This window comes from Paenibacillus sp. V4I9, assembly GCF_030817295.1.
Classification (GTDB): domain Bacteria; phylum Bacillota; class Bacilli; order Paenibacillales; family NBRC-103111; genus Paenibacillus_E.
This window is the reverse complement of record NZ_JAUSZE010000001.1, coordinates 298,178-319,530: the sequence shown is the minus strand read 5'-3', so window position 1 is coordinate 319,530 and position 21,353 is coordinate 298,178. Positions and strand designations below refer to the sequence as shown.

General features: G+C 45.6%; 16 protein-coding genes, 6 tRNA genes and 3 rRNA genes. 2 read left to right on the top strand and 23 right to left on the bottom strand.

Going from position 1 to position 21,353, the window contains the following annotated elements; translation table 11 throughout:
- Nucleotides 1-23: 23 nt before the first annotated feature.
- From QFZ81_RS01470 to QFZ81_RS01415, 12 genes are all read right to left on the bottom strand, one after another.
- Complete coding sequence (locus QFZ81_RS01470) at nucleotides 24-914, bottom strand: diguanylate cyclase (RefSeq protein WP_307601177.1); 891 nt, start codon at nucleotides 912-914, stop codon at nucleotides 24-26.
- Nucleotides 915-963: 49 nt separating this feature from the next.
- Complete coding sequence (locus tag QFZ81_RS01465) at nucleotides 964-2,001, bottom strand: HD-GYP domain-containing protein (protein WP_307434762.1); 1,038 nt, start codon at nucleotides 1,999-2,001, stop codon at nucleotides 964-966.
- 728 nt (nucleotides 2,002-2,729) lie between these two features.
- Nucleotides 2,730-2,803, bottom strand: a tRNA-Pro gene (locus tag QFZ81_RS01460).
- 26 nt (nucleotides 2,804-2,829) lie between these two features.
- Nucleotides 2,830-2,906, bottom strand: a tRNA-Arg gene (locus tag QFZ81_RS01455).
- 8 nt (nucleotides 2,907-2,914) lie between these two features.
- Nucleotides 2,915-2,989: transfer RNA gene (locus QFZ81_RS01450), tRNA-Gly, on the bottom strand.
- A 43-nt stretch (nucleotides 2,990-3,032) separates the two neighbouring features.
- Nucleotides 3,033-3,112, bottom strand: a tRNA-Leu gene (locus QFZ81_RS01445).
- Between the two features lie 20 nt (nucleotides 3,113-3,132).
- A tRNA-Lys gene (locus tag QFZ81_RS01440) sits at nucleotides 3,133-3,205 on the bottom strand.
- Nucleotides 3,206-3,212: 7 nt separating this feature from the next.
- A tRNA-Met gene (locus QFZ81_RS01435) sits at nucleotides 3,213-3,289 on the bottom strand.
- Between the two features lie 50 nt (nucleotides 3,290-3,339).
- A 5S ribosomal RNA gene (gene rrf / locus QFZ81_RS01430) occupies nucleotides 3,340-3,456 on the bottom strand.
- Between the two features lie 118 nt (nucleotides 3,457-3,574).
- A 23S ribosomal RNA gene (locus QFZ81_RS01425) occupies nucleotides 3,575-6,495 on the bottom strand.
- A gap of 240 nt (nucleotides 6,496-6,735) precedes the next feature.
- Nucleotides 6,736-8,277: ribosomal RNA gene (locus QFZ81_RS01420) — 16S ribosomal RNA — on the bottom strand.
- The 16S, 23S and 5S rRNA genes sit together here with 6 tRNA genes alongside, the layout of an rRNA operon.
- Nucleotides 8,278-8,682: 405 nt before the next feature.
- Nucleotides 8,683-9,750 (bottom strand): FUSC family protein, encoded by a 1,068-nt coding sequence (locus tag QFZ81_RS01415; RefSeq protein ID WP_307434766.1) that lies wholly within the window; start codon nucleotides 9,748-9,750, stop codon nucleotides 8,683-8,685.
- A 296-nt stretch (nucleotides 9,751-10,046) separates the two neighbouring features.
- On the opposite strand from QFZ81_RS01415, the gene QFZ81_RS01410 reads away from it, so the two are divergent.
- Both QFZ81_RS01410 and QFZ81_RS01405 read left to right on the top strand, forming a co-directional pair.
- Nucleotides 10,047-10,640, top strand: coding sequence for a DUF1989 domain-containing protein (locus QFZ81_RS01410; RefSeq protein ID WP_307434769.1), 594 nt, complete (start codon nucleotides 10,047-10,049; stop codon nucleotides 10,638-10,640).
- 63 nt (nucleotides 10,641-10,703) lie between these two features.
- Nucleotides 10,704-11,450, top strand: coding sequence for a YqcI/YcgG family protein (locus QFZ81_RS01405; RefSeq protein WP_307434772.1), 747 nt, complete (start codon nucleotides 10,704-10,706; stop codon nucleotides 11,448-11,450).
- Between the two features lie 56 nt (nucleotides 11,451-11,506).
- Here the strand turns inward: QFZ81_RS01405 and QFZ81_RS01400 are convergent, their stop codons facing one another.
- The 11 genes from QFZ81_RS01400 to QFZ81_RS01350 all read right to left on the bottom strand — a co-directional run bounded on the left by QFZ81_RS01400 (nucleotide 11,507) and on the right by QFZ81_RS01350 (nucleotide 20,963).
- Nucleotides 11,507-12,142, bottom strand: a complete 636-nt coding sequence (locus QFZ81_RS01400) for a spore coat protein (RefSeq protein WP_307434775.1) — start codon at nucleotides 12,140-12,142, stop codon at nucleotides 11,507-11,509.
- Nucleotides 12,143-12,285: 143 nt separating this feature from the next.
- Nucleotides 12,286-12,471 carry a DUF3934 family protein gene (locus QFZ81_RS01395; protein WP_036635181.1) on the bottom strand — a complete coding sequence of 62 codons (186 nt, stop codon included), beginning with the start codon at nucleotides 12,469-12,471 and terminating at the stop codon, nucleotides 12,286-12,288.
- A gap of 26 nt (nucleotides 12,472-12,497) precedes the next feature.
- The gene (locus tag QFZ81_RS01390) at nucleotides 12,498-12,938 is read right to left on the bottom strand and encodes a HEAT repeat domain-containing protein (protein ID WP_373462549.1); all 441 of its coding nucleotides are present in this window, start codon (nucleotides 12,936-12,938) and stop codon (nucleotides 12,498-12,500) included.
- A 394-nt stretch (nucleotides 12,939-13,332) separates the two neighbouring features.
- Nucleotides 13,333-13,518, bottom strand: a complete 186-nt coding sequence (locus QFZ81_RS01385) for a hypothetical protein (RefSeq protein WP_307434779.1) — start codon at nucleotides 13,516-13,518, stop codon at nucleotides 13,333-13,335.
- Between the two features lie 130 nt (nucleotides 13,519-13,648).
- A complete protein-coding gene (locus QFZ81_RS01380) occupies nucleotides 13,649-14,500 on the bottom strand; it encodes an oxidoreductase (protein WP_307434782.1) in 852 nt (283 codons plus the stop codon).
- Between the two features lie 168 nt (nucleotides 14,501-14,668).
- On the bottom strand, nucleotides 14,669-15,544 hold the full coding sequence (locus tag QFZ81_RS01375) for a helix-turn-helix domain-containing protein (protein WP_307601175.1): 876 nt from the start codon (nucleotides 15,542-15,544) through the stop codon (nucleotides 14,669-14,671).
- Between the two features lie 171 nt (nucleotides 15,545-15,715).
- Nucleotides 15,716-16,534 (bottom strand): MBL fold metallo-hydrolase, encoded by an 819-nt coding sequence (locus QFZ81_RS01370; protein ID WP_307434789.1) that lies wholly within the window; start codon nucleotides 16,532-16,534, stop codon nucleotides 15,716-15,718.
- A gap of 35 nt (nucleotides 16,535-16,569) precedes the next feature.
- Complete coding sequence (locus QFZ81_RS01365; protein ID WP_307434792.1) at nucleotides 16,570-17,727, bottom strand: GntR family transcriptional regulator; 1,158 nt, start codon at nucleotides 17,725-17,727, stop codon at nucleotides 16,570-16,572.
- 67 nt (nucleotides 17,728-17,794) lie between these two features.
- On the bottom strand, nucleotides 17,795-18,631 hold the full coding sequence (locus QFZ81_RS01360) for a carbohydrate ABC transporter permease (protein WP_307601173.1): 837 nt from the start codon (nucleotides 18,629-18,631) through the stop codon (nucleotides 17,795-17,797).
- 15 nt (nucleotides 18,632-18,646) lie between these two features.
- Nucleotides 18,647-19,609 (bottom strand): carbohydrate ABC transporter permease, encoded by a 963-nt coding sequence (locus tag QFZ81_RS01355; RefSeq protein ID WP_307434798.1) that lies wholly within the window; start codon nucleotides 19,607-19,609, stop codon nucleotides 18,647-18,649.
- Between the two features lie 13 nt (nucleotides 19,610-19,622).
- On the bottom strand, nucleotides 19,623-20,963 hold the full coding sequence (locus tag QFZ81_RS01350; RefSeq protein ID WP_307601171.1) for an ABC transporter substrate-binding protein: 1,341 nt from the start codon (nucleotides 20,961-20,963) through the stop codon (nucleotides 19,623-19,625).
- Nucleotides 20,964-21,353 lie beyond the last annotated feature (390 nt).

The window sequence follows — 21,353 nt, the reverse complement described above, 5'->3', positions numbered from 1 at the left end:
ATGCGCCACCCATTCCCCTTTTATTAGCGAATCTTTATTTGATGTCTTCCGTTATTCTTGGCCCCAAGAAGTGCAGAATCAGCTTGCATAATGATTTGATCGAACGAGCTAGGGTCGAAATTATTCGTCAACCCTATGCTTACTGAAAATTCCTGTGATTTATGCGGTGCCAGGCTAACCTTTAAACCGTCGACAGCCTTAATAATGCTGTCTGCAATCTCTACACAATTCGCTTCACTTTGGAGTAAGACCAAGTACTCGTCCCCGCCGTACCGAAAGGCTAGATCATGCTCGCAAGAAATTTTCGAAGATATGATCGTTGCTACTTCCCTCAAGACTTGATCCCCAACCAAATGACCATAGTTATCATTAATGTCCTTAAAATAATCCATATCGACCATCATAGCGGCTTGAAATTGCTTGGTTCCCTCTTTGATCATCCGAATGGTAATATCCAAGTAGGCTCGATTATATAAACCAGTTAATGCGTCCACATACACCAATTTGGCTAATTGTTTATTGTCTTTCTTCAAGTTTTTAACCTTCGCTTTTTGGTGGAGGGCAATTTCAACCTTTCGTTCCAGCACATCCAGATCGAATGGCTTGGTCAAATAATCAATGGCTCCTAATCGTAGTCCTTGTAAAATATCTTCCTTCTGTGCATTTGCAGATAAGAAAATAATCGGAATATCAAAGTCACTTTCGGCTATTAATTGTTTGCATATTTCAAATCCAGTCACTTCAGGCATCATCACATCAAGTAAAATAAGATCAGGTGCCGTCTCTTTGACCATGGAGAAAGCCTCTTTACCATCCTCAACCGTGATGATTTCATAATGTAACGAATTTAAAAATATACGGAGTATATTTAAATTATGGGGTTCGTCATCGACGATAAGAATGCGACATTTCATTAATCTATCCCAGCTTTCATTACTAAAATAGTTGCATGTTGATAAGTTATTATCCATTCATTTGCATTTGCTCATCGATGATACTTAAGAAAATTCGCACCAATTCTTTATCAAACTGCTTGCCCGCGTGAATAAGAAGTTGTTCCCTGACTTCATGCACGTGCAGCGAATCTCGGTATACTCTCGTAGAAGTCATCGCATCAAATGCATCTGCAATACTTACAATGCGTACAAGCAAGGGAATCTCTTCACCTTGCAGATTGTCCGGATATCCTCTCCCATCCATACGTTCATGATGCCATTTTACAATAGGCAGCAGGTGCTCAACATCCGGCAAATCTTTGAGCAACTCATAGCCAATTACAGGATGCTGGCGAATGACGTTAAATTCTTCATCTGATAACCGTTCAGGTTTCATTAAAATATGATCGGGAATTGCTATTTTACCAATGTCATGCAAAAGAGCCCCTAACTTCAGTCGTTCCAGTTCGTCCTCACTTACCCCCGCTTTCGCTCCAAGCAAAGTAGAGTAGAAAGCGACATTATAACAGTGATCGACCGTGAAGCTATCTTTAACCCTCAACGTATTAAAAAGATTCTCGTAAGCTTTCTGTTTCAGCACTTGTCTCCGAAATTGAATCTTTTTAATCAATTGTTCCATATGCAGTTTAATGAGGTTGCATAGATGCAATTGATCCTCCGTAAGTTGAATATCAGAAGGAAATGAGAATAATAAAGCCCCGTAAGAAGGTCCATGCTTTATATGAAAACCGTATATACATTCATACTTGCTCATTATAAGATAATTTTTGATATGTCCTTCTGCCTTATGTACAGACAAACGTATACCATCGGGATTTCGGAAAAAAAACTGCGTTTGGAGCACAATTTGTTGTAACTGTTCCATGACTGCGGTACTAATATTAACCGAATAAGATGCTGGGGTGCTCTGATGTTTCTCGTCTATAAGAAAGAGAGAGATATGTTCGCAGCCAATTGTTTTCTTGGCGATATCACTCAATTGTCCGATCGATTCGAAGATGGAATCAGAATTTATCACATTTTTAAAAAACAATGAATTCTGCATAGATGTACCTCTTATTCTTCTCAAATAAACTTCCCCAACTATTGAATTAGTACTAGTTCTTCTTAATAAGGAGATTCTCCTCTATTATAAATAAAAATTTCCATTATTCTAATATTTTTTTACTCATATCGCTATATAATTACTCACTTTTTGTTAATTTCTTGGATTATTCTCTCGATTTCTGTCAGATAACTTGCGTATATCCTGCACCAAAAACAAAAAGGCCAGCCCACTTCTAATGAAATAGGCTGACCTTTTCTAGTTCTAAAGATCTAGTTAACTGAAATAATAGGTTCAATAAGTGATAACAAGAGCTGTGTGTCCTCTTACCATTTTGGGAGAAGGGATTATTCGGATTGTAGAGAGTTAATAGAATCTGCTCAATGTCGATTACTGTAGTTTCCATAAAGTATTCGTGCTTAAGCGCATTTTGTACCTGATAAGAAGAATAATTGTCATAGATATATACCTGTGATCCGTAAGGAGTCAAGTGGTTATTATAGTCCATTGTATAGATGGATATAAAATTTGCTCCTTGTGGACCCATCCGCCGAGGAAACCACCTATCAAAGGGCCCACTATCATACCAAATTGGCTCCCAACCCCTAGCTAAAACGCAGTAGACCGAAAGCAATCAAGTTATGATTAATCAAATCAGTTAACTGTATGAAAACACAAAAAAGCATAATCTAGCAGTGATTTCACTGCTAGATTATGCTCTACTATGATCGGGACGACACGATTTGAACATGCGACCCCCTGCTCCCAAAGCAGGTGCTCTACCAAGCTGAGCTACGTCCCGAAACTAACTATGAATATCTAAAAAAATGGCGCGCCCTGAGAGATTCGAACTCCCGACCTTTTGATTCGTAGTCAAATACTCTATCCAGCTGAGCTAAGGGCGCTTAATAAATGGAGCGGAAGACGGGGATCGAACCCGCGACCCTCGCCTTGGCAAGGCGATGCTCTACCGCTGAGCCACTTCCGCATAGGGATCCCCAAGCCGTATAGTACGACTTGGGGATGATTGATGCGCGTAGAGGGACTTGAACCCCCACGGTCGCCCGCTAGATCCTAAGTCTAGTGCGTCTGCCAATTCCGCCATACGCGCATGCTGTAAATAAGGCAAAGTGAGTCATGTAGGATTCGAACCTACGACACCCTGATTAAAAGTCAGGTGCTCTACCAACTGAGCTAATGACTCGCATCATTGGTTGCGGGGGCAGGATTTGAACCTGCGGCCTTCGGGTTATGAGCCCGACGAGCTACCGGGCTGCTCCACCCCGCGTCATAGTTAGATGTGTTCCCTACATTGGTACTAATACCCTTGCGGGTACTGCTTGGCAACGTTCTACTCTCCCAGAACCCTGCGGTTCAAGTACCATCGACGCTGGAGGGCTTAACGGTCGTGTTCGAGATGGGAACGCGTGGGTCCCCTCCGCCATCATCACCAAACAGTCAAAGCGTGGTTTGCGCCTTGAAAACTAGATACGAAACATTTGTAAAGTAATCCTTAGGTTTTTTTTCTGGGCGAATCTGAGAGACTTTAATCTACGATTAAAGATCCCTATATTAGGTTAAGCCCTCGACCGATTAGTATTCGTCAGCTGCATACATTGCTGCACTTCCACCTCGAACCTATCAACCTCGTCGTCTACAAGGGGTCTTACATACTGGGAAATCTCATCTTGAGGGGGGCTTCGCGCTTAGATGCTTTCAGCGCTTATCCCCTCCGTACATAGCTACCCAGCGATGCCTCTGGCGAGACAACTGGTACACCAGCGGTACGTCCATCCCGGTCCTCTCGTACTAAGGACAGCTCCTCTCAAATTTCCTACGCCCGCGACAGATAGGGACCGAACTGTCTCACGACGTTCTGAACCCAGCTCGCGTACCGCTTTAATGGGCGAACAGCCCAACCCTTGGGACCTACTTCAGCCCCAGGATGCGATGAGCCGACATCGAGGTGCCAAACCTCCCCGTCGATGTGGACTCTTGGGGGAGATAAGCCTGTTATCCCCAGGGTAGCTTTTATCCGTTGAGCGATGGCCCTTCCATTCGGTACCACCGGATCACTAAGTCCGACTTTCGTCCCTGCTCGACTTGTAGGTCTCGCAGTCAAGCTCCCTTATGCCTTTGCACTCTGCGAATGATTTCCAACCATTCTGAGGGAACCTTTAAACGCCTCCGTTACATTTTAGGAGGCGACCGCCCCAGTCAAACTGCCCACCTGACACTGTCCCCATACCGGATCACGGTACCAGGTTAGAACTCCGATACGATCAGGGTGGTATCCCAACGATGCCTCCACCCAAGCTGGCGCTCAGGCTTCAAAGGCTCCCACCTATCCTGTACAGATCGTACCAAAGTCCAATATCAAGCTGCAGTAAAGCTCCATGGGGTCTTTCCGTCTTGTCGCGGGTAACCTGCATCTTCACAGGTATTAAAATTTCACCGGATCTCTCGTTGAGACAGCGCCCAAGTCGTTACGCCATTCGTGCGGGTCAGAATTTACCTGACAAGGAATTTCGCTACCTTAGGACCGTTATAGTTACGGCCGCCGTTTACTGGGGCTTCAATTCATAGCTTCGGAACCGAGGTCCCTAACCACTCCTCTTAACCTTCCAGCACCGGGCAGGCGTCAGCCCGTATACTTCGCCTTGCGGCTTCGCACAGACCTGTGTTTTTGCTAAACAGTCGCTTGGGCCTTTTCACTGCGGCCCCCTCGGGCTATTCACCCTACCGAGGCACCCCTTCTCCCGAAGTTACGGGGTCATTTTGCCGAGTTCCTTAACGAGAGTTCTTCCGCGCGCCTTAGAATTCTCTTCTCACCCACCTGTGTCGGTTTGCGGTACGGGCACCTTCGCCTGGCTAGAAGCTTTTCTTGGCAGTGTGAACTCATGACCTTCGGTACTTAAAGTTTCCCTCCCCATCACAGCCCAGCCTTAACGATGTGCGGATTTGCCTACACATCAGCCTCACTGCTTGGACGAGCATCCATCAGCTCGCGTCACTATCCTTCTGCGTCACTCCATCGCTCATAACGGCTACGGTGGTACAGGAATTTCCACCTGTTGTCCATCGACTACGCCTTTCGGCCTCGCCTTAGGTCCCGACTTACCCTGAGCGGACGAGCCTTCCTCAGGAACCCTTAGGTTTTCGGCGGATCAGATTCTCACTGATCTTTTCGTTACTTATACCGGCATTCTCACTTGTATGCGCTCCACCTGTCCTTACGGTCAGAATTCTACGTACATACAACGCTCCCCTACCCATGCACATACGTGCAAGCCATAGCTTCGGTGGCGTGTTTAGCCCCGTTACATTTTCGGCGCAGAGTCACTCGACCAGTGAGCTATTACGCACTCTTTCAATGGTGGCTGCTTCTAAGCCAACATCCTGGTTGTCTGTGCAACTCCACATCCTTTCCCACTTAACACACACTTGGGGACCTTAGCTGATGGTCTGGGCTGTTTCCCTTTTGACAATGGATCTTAGCACTCACTGTCTGACTCCCGGATTTAAGTTTGTGGCATTCAGAGTTTGACTGGACTTGGTAACCCTTGGCGGGCCCCGCACCCAATCAGTGCTTTACCTCCACAACTCAACATCCGAGGCTAGCCCTAAAGCTATTTCGGGGAGAACCAGCTATCTCCGAGTTCGATTGGAATTTCTCCGCTACCCCCACCTCATCCCCGCATTTTTCAACATGCGTGGGTTCGGGCCTCCAGTGAGTGTTACCTCACCTTCACCCTGGACAGGGGTAGATCACACGGTTTCGGGTCTACGTCCACGTACTAAAGCGCCCTATTCAGACTCGCTTTCGCTGCGGCTCCGCCTTTTCAGCTTAACCTCGCACGGGAACGTAACTCGCCGGTTCATTCTACAAAAGGCACGCCATCACCCATATAGAGGGCTCTGACTTTTTGTAAGCACACGGTTTCAGGTTCTTTTTCACTCCGCTTCCGCGGTGCTTTTCACCTTTCCCTCACGGTACTGCTTCACTATCGGTCACTAGGGAGTATTTAGCCTTGGCAGATGGTCCTGCCGGATTCCGACGGGGTTTCACGTGACCCGCCGTACTCAGGATACCTCTAGGGGTTTCGTTCGATTTTGGCTACAGGGCTTTTACCTTCTATGCCGGACCTTTCCAGATCTCTTCGCCTACCGAACTAACCCCATAACGAGGTCCTACAACCCCAAGGAGCAAGCTCCTTGGTTTGGGCTATTCCGCTTTCGCTCGCCGCTACTGACGGAATCACTTTTGTTTTCTTTTCCTCCAGGTACTTAGATGTTTCAGTTCCCTGGGTATGCCTCTACTATTGCTATGTATTCACAATAGAGTAACTGCGCATTACCACAGCTGGGTTCCCCCATTCGGACATCCCCGGATCAAAGCCTGCTTACGGCTCCCCGAGGCATTTCGTCGTTCGCCACGTCCTTCTTCGGCTCCTAGTGCCTAGGCATCCTCCGTGTGCTCTTTCTAGCTTAACCTAGAAAAAACTTTAAAGATTTTTGCATGATCCAAAAGAATCACACAACCTAAGTTCTTACTTTACGTTTTGTTTCGTTATCTAGTTTTCAAGGAACAATGTTGCAACCATTACATTCGCAAAGCGATGTTGGTTGTCAACTTGTGTTTGAAAGATTGCTCTTTCAAAACTGAACACGAGTGAGTAAACGTTTTGTATCCGAAGATACTTGACTGGATCTATCAGATCCGAGTCTCCATAGAAAGGAGGTGATCCAGCCGCACCTTCCGATACGGCTACCTTGTTACGACTTCACCCCAATCATCTACCCCACCTTCGGCGGCTGGCTCCCTTGCGGGTTACCCCACCGACTTCGGGTGTTGTAAACTCTCGTGGTGTGACGGGCGGTGTGTACAAGACCCGGGAACGTATTCACCGCGGCATGCTGATCCGCGATTACTAGCAATTCCGACTTCATGCAGGCGAGTTGCAGCCTGCAATCCGAACTGAGATCGGCTTTTAAGGATTGGCTCCACCTCGCGGCTTCGCTTCCCGTTGTACCGACCATTGTAGTACGTGTGTAGCCCAGGTCATAAGGGGCATGATGATTTGACGTCATCCCCACCTTCCTCCGGTTTGTCACCGGCAGTCATCTTAGAGTGCCCACCCAAAGTGCTGGCAACTAAGATCAAGGGTTGCGCTCGTTGCGGGACTTAACCCAACATCTCACGACACGAGCTGACGACAACCATGCACCACCTGTCTCCTCTGTCCCGAAGGCCTACGATATCTCTACCGTATTCAGAGGGATGTCAAGACCTGGTAAGGTTCTTCGCGTTGCTTCGAATTAAACCACATACTCCACTGCTTGTGCGGGTCCCCGTCAATTCCTTTGAGTTTCACTCTTGCGAGCGTACTCCCCAGGCGGCATACTTACTGTGTTAACTTCGGCACCGAGGAATCGAATCCCCGACACCTAGTATGCATCGTTTACGGCGTGGACTACCAGGGTATCTAATCCTGTTTGCTCCCCACGCTTTCGCGCCTCAGCGTCAGTTATAGGCCAGAAAGTCGCCTTCGCCACTGGTGTTCCTCCACATCTCTACGCATTTCACCGCTACACGTGGAATTCCACTTTCCTCTCCTACACTCAAGTCAACCAGTTTTGGATGCGAACCGGGGTTGAGCCCCGGGCTTAAACACCCAACTTAATTGACCGCCTGCGCGCGCTTTACGCCCAATAATTCCGGACAACGCTTGCCCCCTACGTATTACCGCGGCTGCTGGCACGTAGTTAGCCGGGGCTTTCTTCTCCTATACCGTCACACAAAGAGCAGTTACTCTCCTTGCTGTTCGTCTAGGGCAACAGAGCTTTACGATCCGAAAACCTTCATCACTCACGCGGCGTTGCTCCGTCAGACTTGCGTCCATTGCGGAAGATTCCCTACTGCTGCCTCCCGTAGGAGTCTGGGCCGTGTCTCAGTCCCAGTGTGGCCGTTCACCCTCTCAGGTCGGCTACGCATCGTCGCCTTGGTAGGCCGTTACCCTACCAACTAGCTAATGCGCCGCAGGCCCATCTATAAGCCACAGATTGCTCCGTGTTTCATAATTCTCTCATGCGAGAAAACCAGTTATCCGGTCTTAGCTATCGTTTCCGATAGTTATCCCAGTCTTATAGGCAGGTTACCTACGTGTTACTCACCCGTCCGCCGCTAACTTATCCCGAAGGATAAATCCGCTCGACTTGCATGTATTAGGCACGCCGCCAGCGTTCGTCCTGAGCCAGGATCAAACTCTCCATAATAGTAAAACTATCTGAAAGCTTAATTGCTCATTTGCGTTGCTAGCGAGATTTTGCAATCTCTTTTTGAACGATTTCTCGTTCGTGCTTACTCACTCGTTGTTCAGTTTTCAAAGATCAATTTCTTTCGTTCACTGCCGTGTTACCGAAGCAGCGAGAAGTAATATACCATATTGGAATTTCATTTGCAAGCTTTTATTTTATTTATCCATTCGTGAAGATATTCAACACGTTCAGACTCATTTATAATCGCTTGCCCCTTGTCCGTTTGGAACAAGAATCATAATATAGCACATACAATTTTGTAAAGCAACCTTTAATTAATTTTTTATGAAGGAACCTCTCGAGGCCAGAACATCTGACAAACGAAAGGCTCAGTAAGACTATTTTATGAAAAAGTGTTTTAATCTACTTCAATCTAATGCTCTTGAGCAATAAATCGAGGGGTTCTCTCTCTTCTGATTCTCCACGATGATCATGCTGGGCAAGCTTATCCAACCTCGCTATCTGATGACCATAGTCGTACATAGCCGCAGCCACAACCGACAAACGCAACATTCCTTCGGACTGCTTATTATAACGGTCGATGAGTACTGTCATGAAACGCTCGTTCTCTGCTTCCATCTCCAAACCTTCCGAGCAGTCATCCTTGAGCTTATCATCGAATTTCAGCAGAACGTGCTCGTGGAACTTTATTAGCTTTTCCAAATGATCATCGAAATAGACATCGATTGCCTGTGTGCGGGACGTTTGAAAATAGTGCTCATCCACGGCTTCAAGAACCTCAAGCCCTTTATACATCACGAGAAGCTTCTGCTTGTAAACAACGAGTTCACGAATGCGGTTTAACCCGCTTCCCTTGATTTTCTTAATCTCTTCTTCCATGAGTCTGTACTTATCCGATAAAGACTTCAAACCGCTGCGCAGACCTTCTTTTTCCTCACGGAATACGGTCTCTTTCATTTCATTAGAGATAACCGTGCGAAGGAGGAGCGACATTTTACCAAAAATAGTACGAATCTGTGCGGCGAATTGCTCTTTGGGCTTAGGTGGAAAGAAAAGAACATTCACTACAAATGCACAACCTATGCCAATTAAACTCAACAGCAAGCGATTGACGGCAAAGCGCCACTCTCCTGAAGCCTCCATGACTGCTACAACGGTGACTAAGGTAAGGCCGATCGTTTCCTCCATGCCCATTCTTAAACTTATGATGATAACAATGATACATACAATGCCAATAGCAATCACATTATTAGAAAAAAACATACCCGCAAGCAGAGCCAATGCCGCACCTAGAATATTCGTCTGCAGCTGCTCTAGGAAATAGCGCCAAGATCGATAGATCGAAGGCTGCATGGCAAAAATTGCCGCTACGGCCGCAATAACAGGAGGAGAGAAATTGAGCCAAGCACTTATGTATAAGGCCAAAGCAACAGCAATCCCCGTTTTCCACACGCGCGCACCGAAAACCATGAAACCCCACCTCATTCACAAAAATCTTATTCATTTATTATCTTACACAGGTACGGATATGGATGCAAAGATGAGGTTTAGAATTAGATACGGCTAGCCGCTATCCTCCGAATGATCCACCCAAAGTCAGTCTAACAATGAATTGGCTGCCATTACCTTGCTCACTCTGAAACGTGAGGGAACCACCTAGCAATTTGGCAAGCTGCATATTTAAAGCCAAGGTTCCATTTGAATGACACCTACTCCTAGTAGCCATACTGTAAAGATAACTTACCTAATGCTGCAGGAGGACACCAATGATCAAACAAAAATGGCGAATTCCCCCCACGCAAGGGCTTGGTTTTAAACTGGGAAATGGGCAAGTCGTCCGCATAACCGATGTGAATGGCGAGCAGATTGCTGACTTTGTCGCCTATCGTGTCGACGATACCAACGTGCGTCTGGATCCTGGTGTTACCATGGATGTGCTGCGTGCGATGAAATTAAAACCTGGGGATCTTCTCTATTCCAATACATATAGCCCTCTGCTCACTGTTGTGGCTGATACCGTAGGGCGACACGATTTCATTAACTCTCCTTGCCGCTCTGAAATGTATGAACTGCTGTACGATAAACAAAACCATGCAAGCTGCTATCATAATCTGAATCAAGCCCTTGCTCAGTTCAGCATTCCAGCTCCGGATCAACACTATTCTTTGAACTTCTTTATGAACACGTTTATTCTGCCTTCTGGACAAATCAGGATAGAGCGGCCGCTATCCAAAGCTGGCGACTATGTTGAGCTTCGCGCAGAGACGGACCTATTCGTGGCGGTATCTGCTTGTCCTTGTTCAGAAAGCGCCTGTAATGGATATGTTTGCACACCTATTGATGTGGAAATTATGAACTAGGGACATTCACCCACTTTTCCTCCTTCGCATAGTATGCACGAATGGATGAAGGAGGGTGTTGACATGGCTAATTTAATCTCCAAAGACTGGCTTGAGGATCATCAAACGGATCTGCCGGAATGGCAGCAGGATGCTATTCGCAAATTTGGTCATATGATTAATGATCCGGACCAGATGTACCCTTGCATACCCGGTCGTCTTGGCTTTATCTCTAATAGTCTACGATTCGGATTTGCTGCAGATCCTAGATCCGACGAAGCCGTCAATAATGTCGCTAAGCTCTTGCAGCAATACGGCGATTGTTCGCGTGAAATGGGTAAATATGCTTCTCTAGTCATTTTTTTTAATACACCTGACGAACTAGTCAATAGCTTCTCTATAGAAGATTATGAACAACTGTTTTGGTCTGTTTTAAGCCGGGTAAGCGCTAAAGATCAGGTCCCATGGCCTTCACATATTTCGTCAGATCCTACCCATCATTCCTGGGAGTTCTGTTATAACGGGCATCCGTATTTCGCTTTTTGCGGGACCCCTGCGCACGAAATTCGGAAGAGCCGACGAACTCCTTGTTTCCTCATTACGTTCCAGCCTCGGTGGGTATTCGAAGAAATCAACGATTCGACCCCTTTTGGCCGTAATATGAAAAAGCTGATTCGTCAGAAGTTAGTCGAGTATGACGGAGTTCCCGCGCATCCCTCTTTGAAGTGGTACGGCCAATCGGATAATCTAGAGTGGGAGCAGTATTTTTTGCGTGATGATGAAAGTGTCGCTTCTAAATGCCCTTTCACTTCTATGATAAATAAGGTTTAACGAGCAAAGAAAAACCAGCATGGGTTGCCGAGACCGATGCTGGTTTATTTTGTAATTTAATGTACAGTTCCTGCTCTGTTATTTGGTGGCATTTGTGGCATTCCTTGTGCCGGAACGAAGGTGTTAAGCATTTTTTGCATATCAGAGGCTTCAAGTTGCGGAACTTGGTAATAGGCATTTCTATTTTGATACAAGAAAATTTCATACGCCATCTCGATAAAGTTCTGTACTTGAGAAGCCAATACACGACGTACAACAGGGTTCGTCACTTCAAGAGAAGTCATCGTAAGCAGTGCAGCATGGGATTTCACAAGGCCTAGCATATGCGCGCTAATGCCTGCATCCTTCACATCAGCCAGCGATTGATTCGGTTTTTTCGGTTGAGTCGGTTTGATGCCGTAGATCGGCTGCGACAGATTTCGGATCATATACGTCTGCGTTTCTTGACTTGGCTTTTGCCCTGTTGAAAAGCACTCTGCCGTTATGTTGTAATGGAACAGTGCAAAATTGTACTGACGATCCAAAATATCCAGAAGCTCGTTATCTTGGACAAATTGTCTAAACATCATGAACTGGTCCAACACATTAATTGTACAAGATAACACCTCATGTAAATCAAAGAGCTCATGCCCCCCATGATTCATGTTCTGCATGCCTTGTGTCATGTTGTTATTTGGCGTTTGCTGCTGCATCTCGAAGTCTCCTTTAATGAATGGAATAGTAACTTCGATAATATGAGTTATTTTGAGCGATTTTATTCATGTTGAATGTAAAATACCCCCGGCAAGATGCCGAGGGTGTCGTTATTTGAGATGTAGAACTTAAGCAGCAGCCGCTAAGCTTTAGGTTTATCGCCATTGCTGCTACTCGCGGCCTTGGCAGCTTTGGCTGCTGCTAATAGACCTTTACTTTTATAAGGTTTCGGGGCACTCTTTGCTCTATTGGCACTAGCTTGCCATCGGTTCCAGCCCTTACTGTCTGTCCCTCTACCGGTTCCGCCTTTACCCTTCGCTTTGCTCATGTATTCACTCCATTATGTTATGCTTCTTATTTTTTCAGCAACGACGACCATGTGGTTTCAAGCCATTGATCGAAGTCAGACCCTTTGTCGCCTTCGTAAGTATCATATACGTCACTTCTGGTCTTCTGTAACTTCTCTTTAAACTCTTCAAACGTATGACCTTCCGGCAAGCTCTTCTTAATGCGCACAAAAACTTTACCTGCGCCTTTAATCAAGTCACCTTTTTTCCTTGGCGGCAGCTGAACATCCTCACCAAATGCCCGGAGTTTGCGGTAAGCAGCCTCCTGAATGGGATATACAGCATCGCTGCTCATCATACGCGCTAGTATGTTAATGGTTTGTTGGTCGTTATACTGACCTAATGCTTCAACGGCTTCTAGACGTTCTCTCCAATTGGATGTACGATTGGCCGATTTTTTTAGTTCCTCAAAATTGGGAGGTATTTCGTTTTTTAATTCGATGGTCAAATGATTCAGGCTCCTTCTGTCTGCTGTTATTAGATTGATGTTACACTTTTTTGATGTAGAGCGCCAACTTTTTGGTGATTATATTTAAAAACGGGACACTGAAGTACCATTTATACAGGATTTTATATATTTTATCATATTATACGGGTATCTCTTTTTATCAACGATTTCAATAACCTCAATTTGAGGTGAATGAGATGTCCGATTTTTTAAGACTAGTTGGCGAGCGGTTAAGAATGGTTAGAAAGTTAAAGGGGTTGGAAATTTTCAACGAATGATTTCCTGGATACTATAGATGCCAAGGAGTCTGGTAAATAGCAAAAAAAACAAAACAACGACCAGCTCACACCATGCGAACTGACCGCTGCTTCATTTGCTATTCATTATATCAGCCTCAATTTACGACAACACCCCTACAGTACTTGCATACAGCAGCATCGATTGCAATTTCCTCGTTACAGTAAGCGCACGACTTATGTGTTTGTAAATCAGCCACCGGTACCACTTTGCGCTTCTTCACGTTCATGTAAATCAATAAACCAACCACAACCACGATAACGGCCAACAACCAATAAACCATACCGAAACACCTCCTAGTTGATAAACAACTTCTGATGATTCCGTATAAGTATATTCGGTCATTCTTGTCCATTTGTCTTAGTTGTGAACAAGAATAAATACTAGTTCCTATTTCGACTCAAATCGCAACGTTATCCCTTTACATCATCATGATCCGTTCCCGTAATGACGTCATACCAGTCTTCAATGTCTTTTTCAAACTTTGCCGTCTTTTCTCTATACATAGCAAGCGTATCGTTGCCTAGAGGCAAATGAACCGGAGGCTTTTCGGCATTAGCCAGTTTAATGAAAGCTTGAGCAAGTTTCTTGGGATCGCCGGGCTGTTTTTTATTAACTTGTGTGGCAAAGCTTTGCATTTCTCCCACTGTGCCTGCATAATCATCGATGACATGAGCGGTTCTTATCAGAGATGTTGGATCAAGGAATTCAGTTCTAAAAAAGCCTGGTGCTACAACCGTTGCATAAATCCCTAAAGGAGCTAATTCCAAAGCCATGGACTCTGTAATGCCTTCAACAGCAAACTTGGTGGAACCATAAATCCCCCAGCCCACAAACCCGTTTAATCCACCCACTGATGAAATATTAATGACATGTCCCGAACGCCGCTTACGCATGTAGGGTAAAATTGCGCGGGTAACGTTTAGTAAACCGAAAACATTGGCATCATAATTTTGTTTCACTTCTTCATTCGAAGCTTCCTCAACGGCACTCAGCAATCCATAACCAGCATTATTGACTAGCACGTCAATTTTTCCGAATTTGTCTATTGCTTGTTTCGCTGCATCTAAGGCTTGAGCTTCGTCCGTAACATCCAGCACAGTTACCAACAAGTTTTCGTTGTTCTCAAGCTGCGCAGCTAGTTGTTCAGGCTTGCTGCGGACGGTAGCTACCACCTTATTACCCTCCGCTAAAGCAGCTTTTGTAATTTCCAATCCGAAGCCTCTGGATGCGCCGGTGATGAACCATACTTTTTGATTTATCATTTTTTATTGTCTCCTTCTCGTCGTCATTTTTAAATTGAATCATTCATGACCTAAGATTATCACAGCGCATTCCACCCTACTTTTCCAAAAAGCCCAAAGTATTTGACCATTTAGCTCAAATAAAAAATCTTAGCCCGGCGGGTGCCGAACTAAGATCTCTGTTAGCTTTTAGCTTAACTGTTGCTTGTAAAAGGACGGGGTATAGCCAAAGTGCTCTTTGAAAACCCTTGAAAAATGCGCAACATTCTCAAAGCCCGTCGTAAAGCAAACATCCGTTACTGACATGGCTGAATGGGTCAACAATTCTCTGGCCTTCTCCAAGCGTTTCTGCCGAATCCATAGGGATGGGGATGTATTGTAAATCGTTTGAAAATCCCGTTTGAAGCTGGACAAGCTTCTGCCCGATAAATAAGCCAAATCATTCAGAGAAACTGGATTCAAGATATTTTGTTCCACGACGGTTGAGATATCGGATCGAACCTGCTGCTTCAATTGAAGTAATTGCTGCATGATATTTTCGTTGGCATGGCTAAGATCAAACAATAATTCCAACAACTTAATCTTAATTAATCCGTCCTCGATGTTATCGGGTTCGTTGAAATATGGTTTTAGCGAGCCTAAATAGAGTAACAGTCGTTCACTTATCGGATTTACGAAAATAGGTACCAACACTGTTGGCTGCGCAGATTGAATGTCCGCCATTTTAATAAAGTCTTTAAGCACTTCATCTTTTAGAAAAAACATCATGTACTCTAATAAGTAAGCCTGATTAGGTTCGCCTGATTTTTCATATTCAATAACAATGGATTTTTGAATCAGTACCATTTCATGCCTATGAGCAACGTACACCTGATTGCCGTAACGCACCGTATAAGTGCCATTCAGCACAAACATGAGAAGATAGTCTTCTAAGAACATAGACCCTTGTTTTCCTACCGTGTTGGTGCACGATTCAATAACTGTGAGCCCTTTGAGTTTCAAAACGCTTTGATTGAATGGCGATGCTGCCAAGCCTTGCGGTGCTTTTATTATTCTATGGGTCACGCGCACCCTCCCCTCAATTCCCTACTTCAACTGATGATAACCAAACTCAGGCTGATGATAGGAGATATTCTCTCTAATTGTACCACGGAATATGACATTTTTCTGTTGGACAACATAACTAAGCCCCTCTGAACACCAGAAGGGCTTTTCGTTTAAACGTTGCAATAAGGTCTAGATGTGCATAATCAATCCGTCATACGCGACTACGACCCCGGCAGGTTTAAAGATTTCGTCGAATTCATGATGAAGCAGTTTGGAATTATGGCTAAAATGAGTGACGACGATGGGCGCATCCGCTTTTAATATGTGTTCTTCACGAAACACTCGCTGAGCCTCCAATACGGTTTCGATACACATATGGTTTCTGTCACGGGAGCGCCCCGTATACCCGTGCGTGCAGTCAAGTATGGCGCAATCTACATTGGCTCCCTTTAACCATTCCCATGTTGCTTCTGGGAACCAACCTGAATCATGTCCGTACAGCAGTTTCTTGCCGCCCCGCTCGATCAAATATAATAAGCATGTTTCCATTTTGTCATGATCCGCTAAAAGAGGTGTGACAAGTGCTTCACCCACTTCAATCATCTGAAAGGGACGCAACAAATGGAAGGCGTAGCGTTCACCCTCAAAACGACCAATGGCGACACGTGTATGGTGCATCACGGCATCATTCCCATAGATATGTAGAGGATGCTCCAGTCCGTGGGCAATCCCCTCTCTCCGGCATTCAAGATCATAAGCATTAAAATGATCAGAGTGCGTATGCGTAACAAGCAAGTGCTCAATTGCGCCCAAATCAATGTTATCGCGAAGCGCCTGCATATAAGAATCGGGAGAATAGTCGAATTTGATTACATCGTCAAGGATGGCCGAACTTCGTGTGCGAATGTTTTTTCCGCCCAGCGTCCGTGCCTGGATGCAAGACCCACAGCGGCAAAACGCATTCGGAAAGCCTTCTGCTGCTGCGGTTCCGAGAAAATGAATTTTCATAAGCTTCACCTGTCATTCGTATTTTGTCTAACTATTTACACCAAAGAGAGGACGGATTTCCGCTCTACAATCGTCGTCTTAATTTTGATCGTAATTTGTCTCTCATTGGAATTGTTAACACGCTTCATTAGCAGATTAAATGCTGATTGCGTAAGCTGCTCGGTACATTGCTTGACCGTTGTAAGAGGAATCGGTGTTAACCCAGATAATTGAATATCAGAGAAACCCACAATGGAAAGCTGCTCAGGGACCGGAATCTTCAAGTGTAATGCTGTATATAACGTAGAAATTGCCACATGATCGTCTCCGCACATCAGGGCTGTCATCTGTGGATTTTCACGTATGAAGCTCTCCTGTTCAGGGTCGCTCTTGTTAACATGGCTAGAATCACAGAGTTCGCTTTTAAAAAGAATATACTGATTTTTGACGGGAACCGCATGATCAATGAGCGCCTGGATATAACCTTGATAACGCTCCTCCCTGCTGGTGATGTTCTCAATCGCATTCGAAACGTAGCCGATTTCCCGATGTCCTTTTTCAATCAAATACTTAGCCATCTGGTAAGAGCCTTGAAAATGATCATGGTAAACACAATCAATCTGAACTTCGCGAAAAATTCGGTCGATAATCACAATCGGAAACTGCTGCAATTTCAATCTCAACACTTGGTCACTGCATATCTTTCGTCCTTGTGGAAATAGGATAATGCCGTCGACTCCACCTTCGACAAGCCCCTGAAGACAACGGTCCTCATCATCTTTGGACTTGCTAATCTTTAGAATCAGATCACAATCATGCTTTCGCGATTCGATCTCGGCAGCTGCAATAATCCTTGACGTGTAATCAGACATATGGGACACGATGATAGCGATCCGCTTATTCTGTTTTTGCTTCTCTACGACCGGCGTCGGCTCATTTACCTTCAGAATACCTTCGTTATCAGACACCCCATTCTGCTGCGCGCAAAGGAAGGTGCCCCTTCTTGGCAAACGGTAAACGAGACCCTGCTGAACCAGTTGTTCTAGAGCTAGCTTGCTTGTCATCCGGCTTACACCAAATAGCTTCGCAAGCTCCCCTTCCGAAGGGACTGGATCATGCGGTTGAAGCCTACGTCTTTGAATGATGTCCCTTACCTTTTCGGCAAGCTGCAGATAGAGTAGATTCGGTTTTCTTGGCATATGTTCATATTTCATATAAGGACATCCCTCGTTTAATTATATAAATCATGATTATCGATCGACGCAGCGTTATAAATGGTGATTAGCCTTTAATGCCCGTAAAGGTAATGCCTTGAATGAATGATTTCTGCAGAAAAAAGAATAGAATGATAATCGGCAGGATCATCAAGAAGGTAGCCGCCATAAGCAATCCCCACTCTGTGCTGATCTCGTTTTGAAATTGCTGCAGCCCCAGAGACAATGTATATTGGCTAGGGTCATTCAGATATAACAGCGGGCCCAAGAAATCATTCCAACTACTCATGACCTGGAACAACCCGGTCGCCAGAACAGCCGGCATCGCCAATGGCAGCATAATGCGCCAGTAAATATGAAATTCCCCGGCCCCATCTATGCGTGCGGCCTGCTGCAGCTCCGAGGGCAGGCCTTTGAAAAATTGCCGCAGCATAAAAATATAGACTGGCACACCGAGCGCATGCTTAACGATTAGCGGAAGCAGCGTTCCGACCCATTTCAGCTTATGAAATAGAAGGAACTCAGGGATCATCGTCACGGGCCCGGGAATCATCATCACACTCACAGTCAACCCGAAGATCAACCCCTTCCCCCGCCAATCCAGCTTGGCCAAACTATAAGCCGCCAGCGGAGAAACGATAAGCATGCCCAACGTACTGAATACGGTGACAATCAGTGTATTGCTAAACATTCTTGGAAAAGAGATTCTCGTAAACGCGTCGTAATAATTTCTCCAGTGCATCGGATTAGGAATCCAACGTGGAGGATCCATGTATAATTGGGAGTTATCCTTCAATGATGTCGATATCATCCATAGCAGCGGAGCTGCAAAACTCAACGCCAGCGCGATTAGAACCAATTGGGTAAGGAGGTTGCGCGCAGCTGCATTTCTATGATTTTTCACGTACACAAGCCCCCTCTAGTCCCCTTGATAATGAACCCATTTTTTGGATGAGACGAAAATCACGACCGTTAGCAAAGCAATCACGATAAAAAGTATCCATGCCATAGCCGATGCATAGCCCATTTTCAAATACAGAAAAGCATTCTGGTACAAATACATAACATAAAACATCATGGACCCTGCTGGTGAGCCACTCCCGCCCGTAAGCGTATAAGGTAAGGAGAACACTTGAATTGAACTAATTATCCCCATCACCAAGTTGTAGAAGATGACTGGCGTTAGCAGCGGCAAGGTGACCAGCCCAAATTTCTGATACCATCTGGCGCCATCAACCGAAGCGGCATCGTAATATTCCTGCGATATCCCCTGCAATCCAGCAAGGAAGATGACGACCGTCTGTCCGACAGCCCATAAAGATATCATGACGAGGGTGGGCTTAGCCCAGGCTTCGTTGCCCAACCATGGCGGACCATCGATGCCCAATCTGGACAATAATTGATTGACCAGCCCCGCCTGAGGGTTCAGCAGCCACATCCAAAGAACTGCCTTAGCAACCAAGGGAACAAGAGTAGGCAGGTAAAAGACCGTACGGTAGATTGCGATTCCCTTTACTCTGGTGTTCAACAGCAGCGCCAGCCCTATACTGAGGACGATACTCAGCGGAACGAAGACAAGTGCGTAATACACGGTGTTGTAAATAGAGCTCCAAAACACTTTGTCCTGCATCAAGCTTTGGTAATTCTGAAGGCCGACAAATTGTCCGGCCTTCAGAATGCTGTAAGAGGTAAAACTGAGATAGATGGAACTGACAAGCGGGTACAAATAAAAGAGCAGCAGACCCACTATCCAAGGGGTGATGAATAGCCAGCCAGGCGCGTTTTTACTGAACGCGCGGACGAAAGATTTCTTCCGGGCTTCTTGATGTCTAGGACGGGAAGGCTCCTGTCCAGTAGCTCGGACCAAGTTTGAATCCATCATCTTTCATCGCACCTCATTTGCTTTTTTGGTCACTCGCCAGAGCGGCATTCACCTTGTCTGCCACACTATCGAGCAGATCCTTCGGTTTGCCTTTATTGTTCGAGGCCATATCCAAGGCGCTCGCCATCTCGTTCCAAAGTAACTGCCCTTGTGAAATCACCGGACGCCAGTGAGCCGTTCCTAGAAATCCAAGAATTTTCATATTGATTGGATCATTGGCAAACACTTTTTGATTTACCGAATGAACGACTGACAGATAGGATTTAGTCAATTTTTCTTGTGCCTCATCACCAGTAAAGAATTTCAGCAGCTCCCATGCGCCATCCTGATTTTTGGCTCCCTTGGGAATGACGAGACTGAAACCACCCGACCATGTAACCGTCTGATCGCCGGTTGGTGTCGGCAGCTGTGCTACACCGAAGTTCACATTCGTATTCGCTGCTTTAACCGTTGCCGCCAGCAAGTTGTTTCCGATTTCCATGCTAACCTTGCCGGCCGCAAAAGGATTGATCTGGGTCGAACTGGCTAAAGATTTCATGTCACTGATATTATATTTGTTGGCATAATCCTGCAGCCATTGCAGTGCCTCGACGTTCTTAGGATCATTAGGTGTTACTTTACCGGTGCTCGTGTTATAGAAATCGCCGCCGAACGCCCATCCCCACGTGTAGAAGTTGCCTTGATTAGACCACGGTATAAGACCGATCCGTTTATAAACGTTTCCTTCCTTCACGGTCAGCTTGGCCGCATATTCTTCCAACTCTTTGATCGTCTTAGGCGGCTTCTCGGGGTCAAGTCCAACTTCCTTGAAATGATCCTTGTTATAGAACAAGGCCCGCCCATCAGTAGAAACCGGAAGCCCGTATACTTTATCCTTGTACACAACCTCATTCCATGCAGCTGGATAAAACTTTTTCGGATCGATGGCATCTTTCTTGATCCGGTCCGAAATATCGATCAAAGCCTCCTGCTGGGCCCATGAGGCGATTTGGAAGCGATCGAAGAACACCGCATCCGGGGCAGTTCCCCCAGCGACAGCGGACATCAGCTTTTGTCCTCCGCCAACTGTTAAATCAGCCACATATACAGCATTCAATTTAATTTCGGGATGCGCTGCCTGGAAAGCATCAGCAGCAGCCTTAATTGCTTCCCCCGCCACACCTGTCTTATCATACCAAAATGTCACGGTTCCAGAGGCCTTTGCAGTTGAGGATGCTGGCGTTTCCTTAGTACCCGGCGTGTTCGTCGAACCAGTTGTACCTGTTTGATTGGCCGTAGAGCAGCCTGCTAGCAAACCTACACTCGCAATAAGAGCTAAGACCGCTTTGGGACCACCGTGCGTTCTCTTTGTCATCACTGAACACCATTCCTTTTTTAGGTTTACTTGTCTCTCGTGAAAAACTACTCCTAACCAGAAGCTCTTGGCTGTCTTCAATGTAAGGGCTTCCATATCATTATCGAAGGAGCTTGCCGAAAATGTTTCCCTGTTACTATTAGGGCAAATATAAGGATAACCGACACGCTAATCTATTCACTTTCTTACACTCTAAGTAAGATTTATTGTGGTTCGACCCTGATCAGTGATCTAAGGAAAGGTTACTAGATGTCACTGACACATTCAATGGTTATTTTTATTTAGATTATGTAAATCAATCATTTTATACGAAAAAACAATAGAATTGTAATCGCTTACTATGTCAGCATATGCCAGTATCGTACCCTCTGCCAGAAATCCCTTTAACGA

Bases quoted from the DNA above. Each gene is read 5' to 3' on its own strand.
- QFZ81_RS01470 (WP_307601177.1), bottom strand. From the start codon at position 914: ATGAAATGTCGCATTCTTATCGTCGATGACGAACCCCATAATTTAAAT.
- QFZ81_RS01465 (WP_307434762.1), bottom strand. From the start codon at position 2,001: ATGCAGAATTCATTGTTTTTTAAAAATGTGATAAATTCTGATTCCATC.
- QFZ81_RS01415 (WP_307434766.1), bottom strand. From the start codon at position 9,750: ATGGTTTTCGGTGCGCGCGTGTGGAAAACGGGGATTGCTGTTGCTTTG.
- QFZ81_RS01410 (WP_307434769.1), top strand. From the start codon at position 10,047: ATGATCAAACAAAAATGGCGAATTCCCCCCACGCAAGGGCTTGGTTTT.
- QFZ81_RS01405 (WP_307434772.1), top strand. From the start codon at position 10,704: ATGGCTAATTTAATCTCCAAAGACTGGCTTGAGGATCATCAAACGGAT.
- QFZ81_RS01400 (WP_307434775.1), bottom strand. From the start codon at position 12,142: ATGCAGCAGCAAACGCCAAATAACAACATGACACAAGGCATGCAGAAC.
- QFZ81_RS01395 (WP_036635181.1), bottom strand. From the start codon at position 12,471: ATGAGCAAAGCGAAGGGTAAAGGCGGAACCGGTAGAGGGACAGACAGT.
- QFZ81_RS01385 (WP_307434779.1), bottom strand. From the start codon at position 13,518: ATGGTTTATTGGTTGTTGGCCGTTATCGTGGTTGTGGTTGGTTTATTG.
- QFZ81_RS01380 (WP_307434782.1), bottom strand. From the start codon at position 14,500: ATGATAAATCAAAAAGTATGGTTCATCACCGGCGCATCCAGAGGCTTC.
- QFZ81_RS01370 (WP_307434789.1), bottom strand. From the start codon at position 16,534: ATGAAAATTCATTTTCTCGGAACCGCAGCAGCAGAAGGCTTTCCGAAT.
- QFZ81_RS01365 (WP_307434792.1), bottom strand. From the start codon at position 17,727: ATGAAATATGAACATATGCCAAGAAAACCGAATCTACTCTATCTGCAG.
- QFZ81_RS01355 (WP_307434798.1), bottom strand. From the start codon at position 19,609: ATGATGGATTCAAACTTGGTCCGAGCTACTGGACAGGAGCCTTCCCGT.
- QFZ81_RS01350 (WP_307601171.1), bottom strand. From the start codon at position 20,963: ATGACAAAGAGAACGCACGGTGGTCCCAAAGCGGTCTTAGCTCTTATT.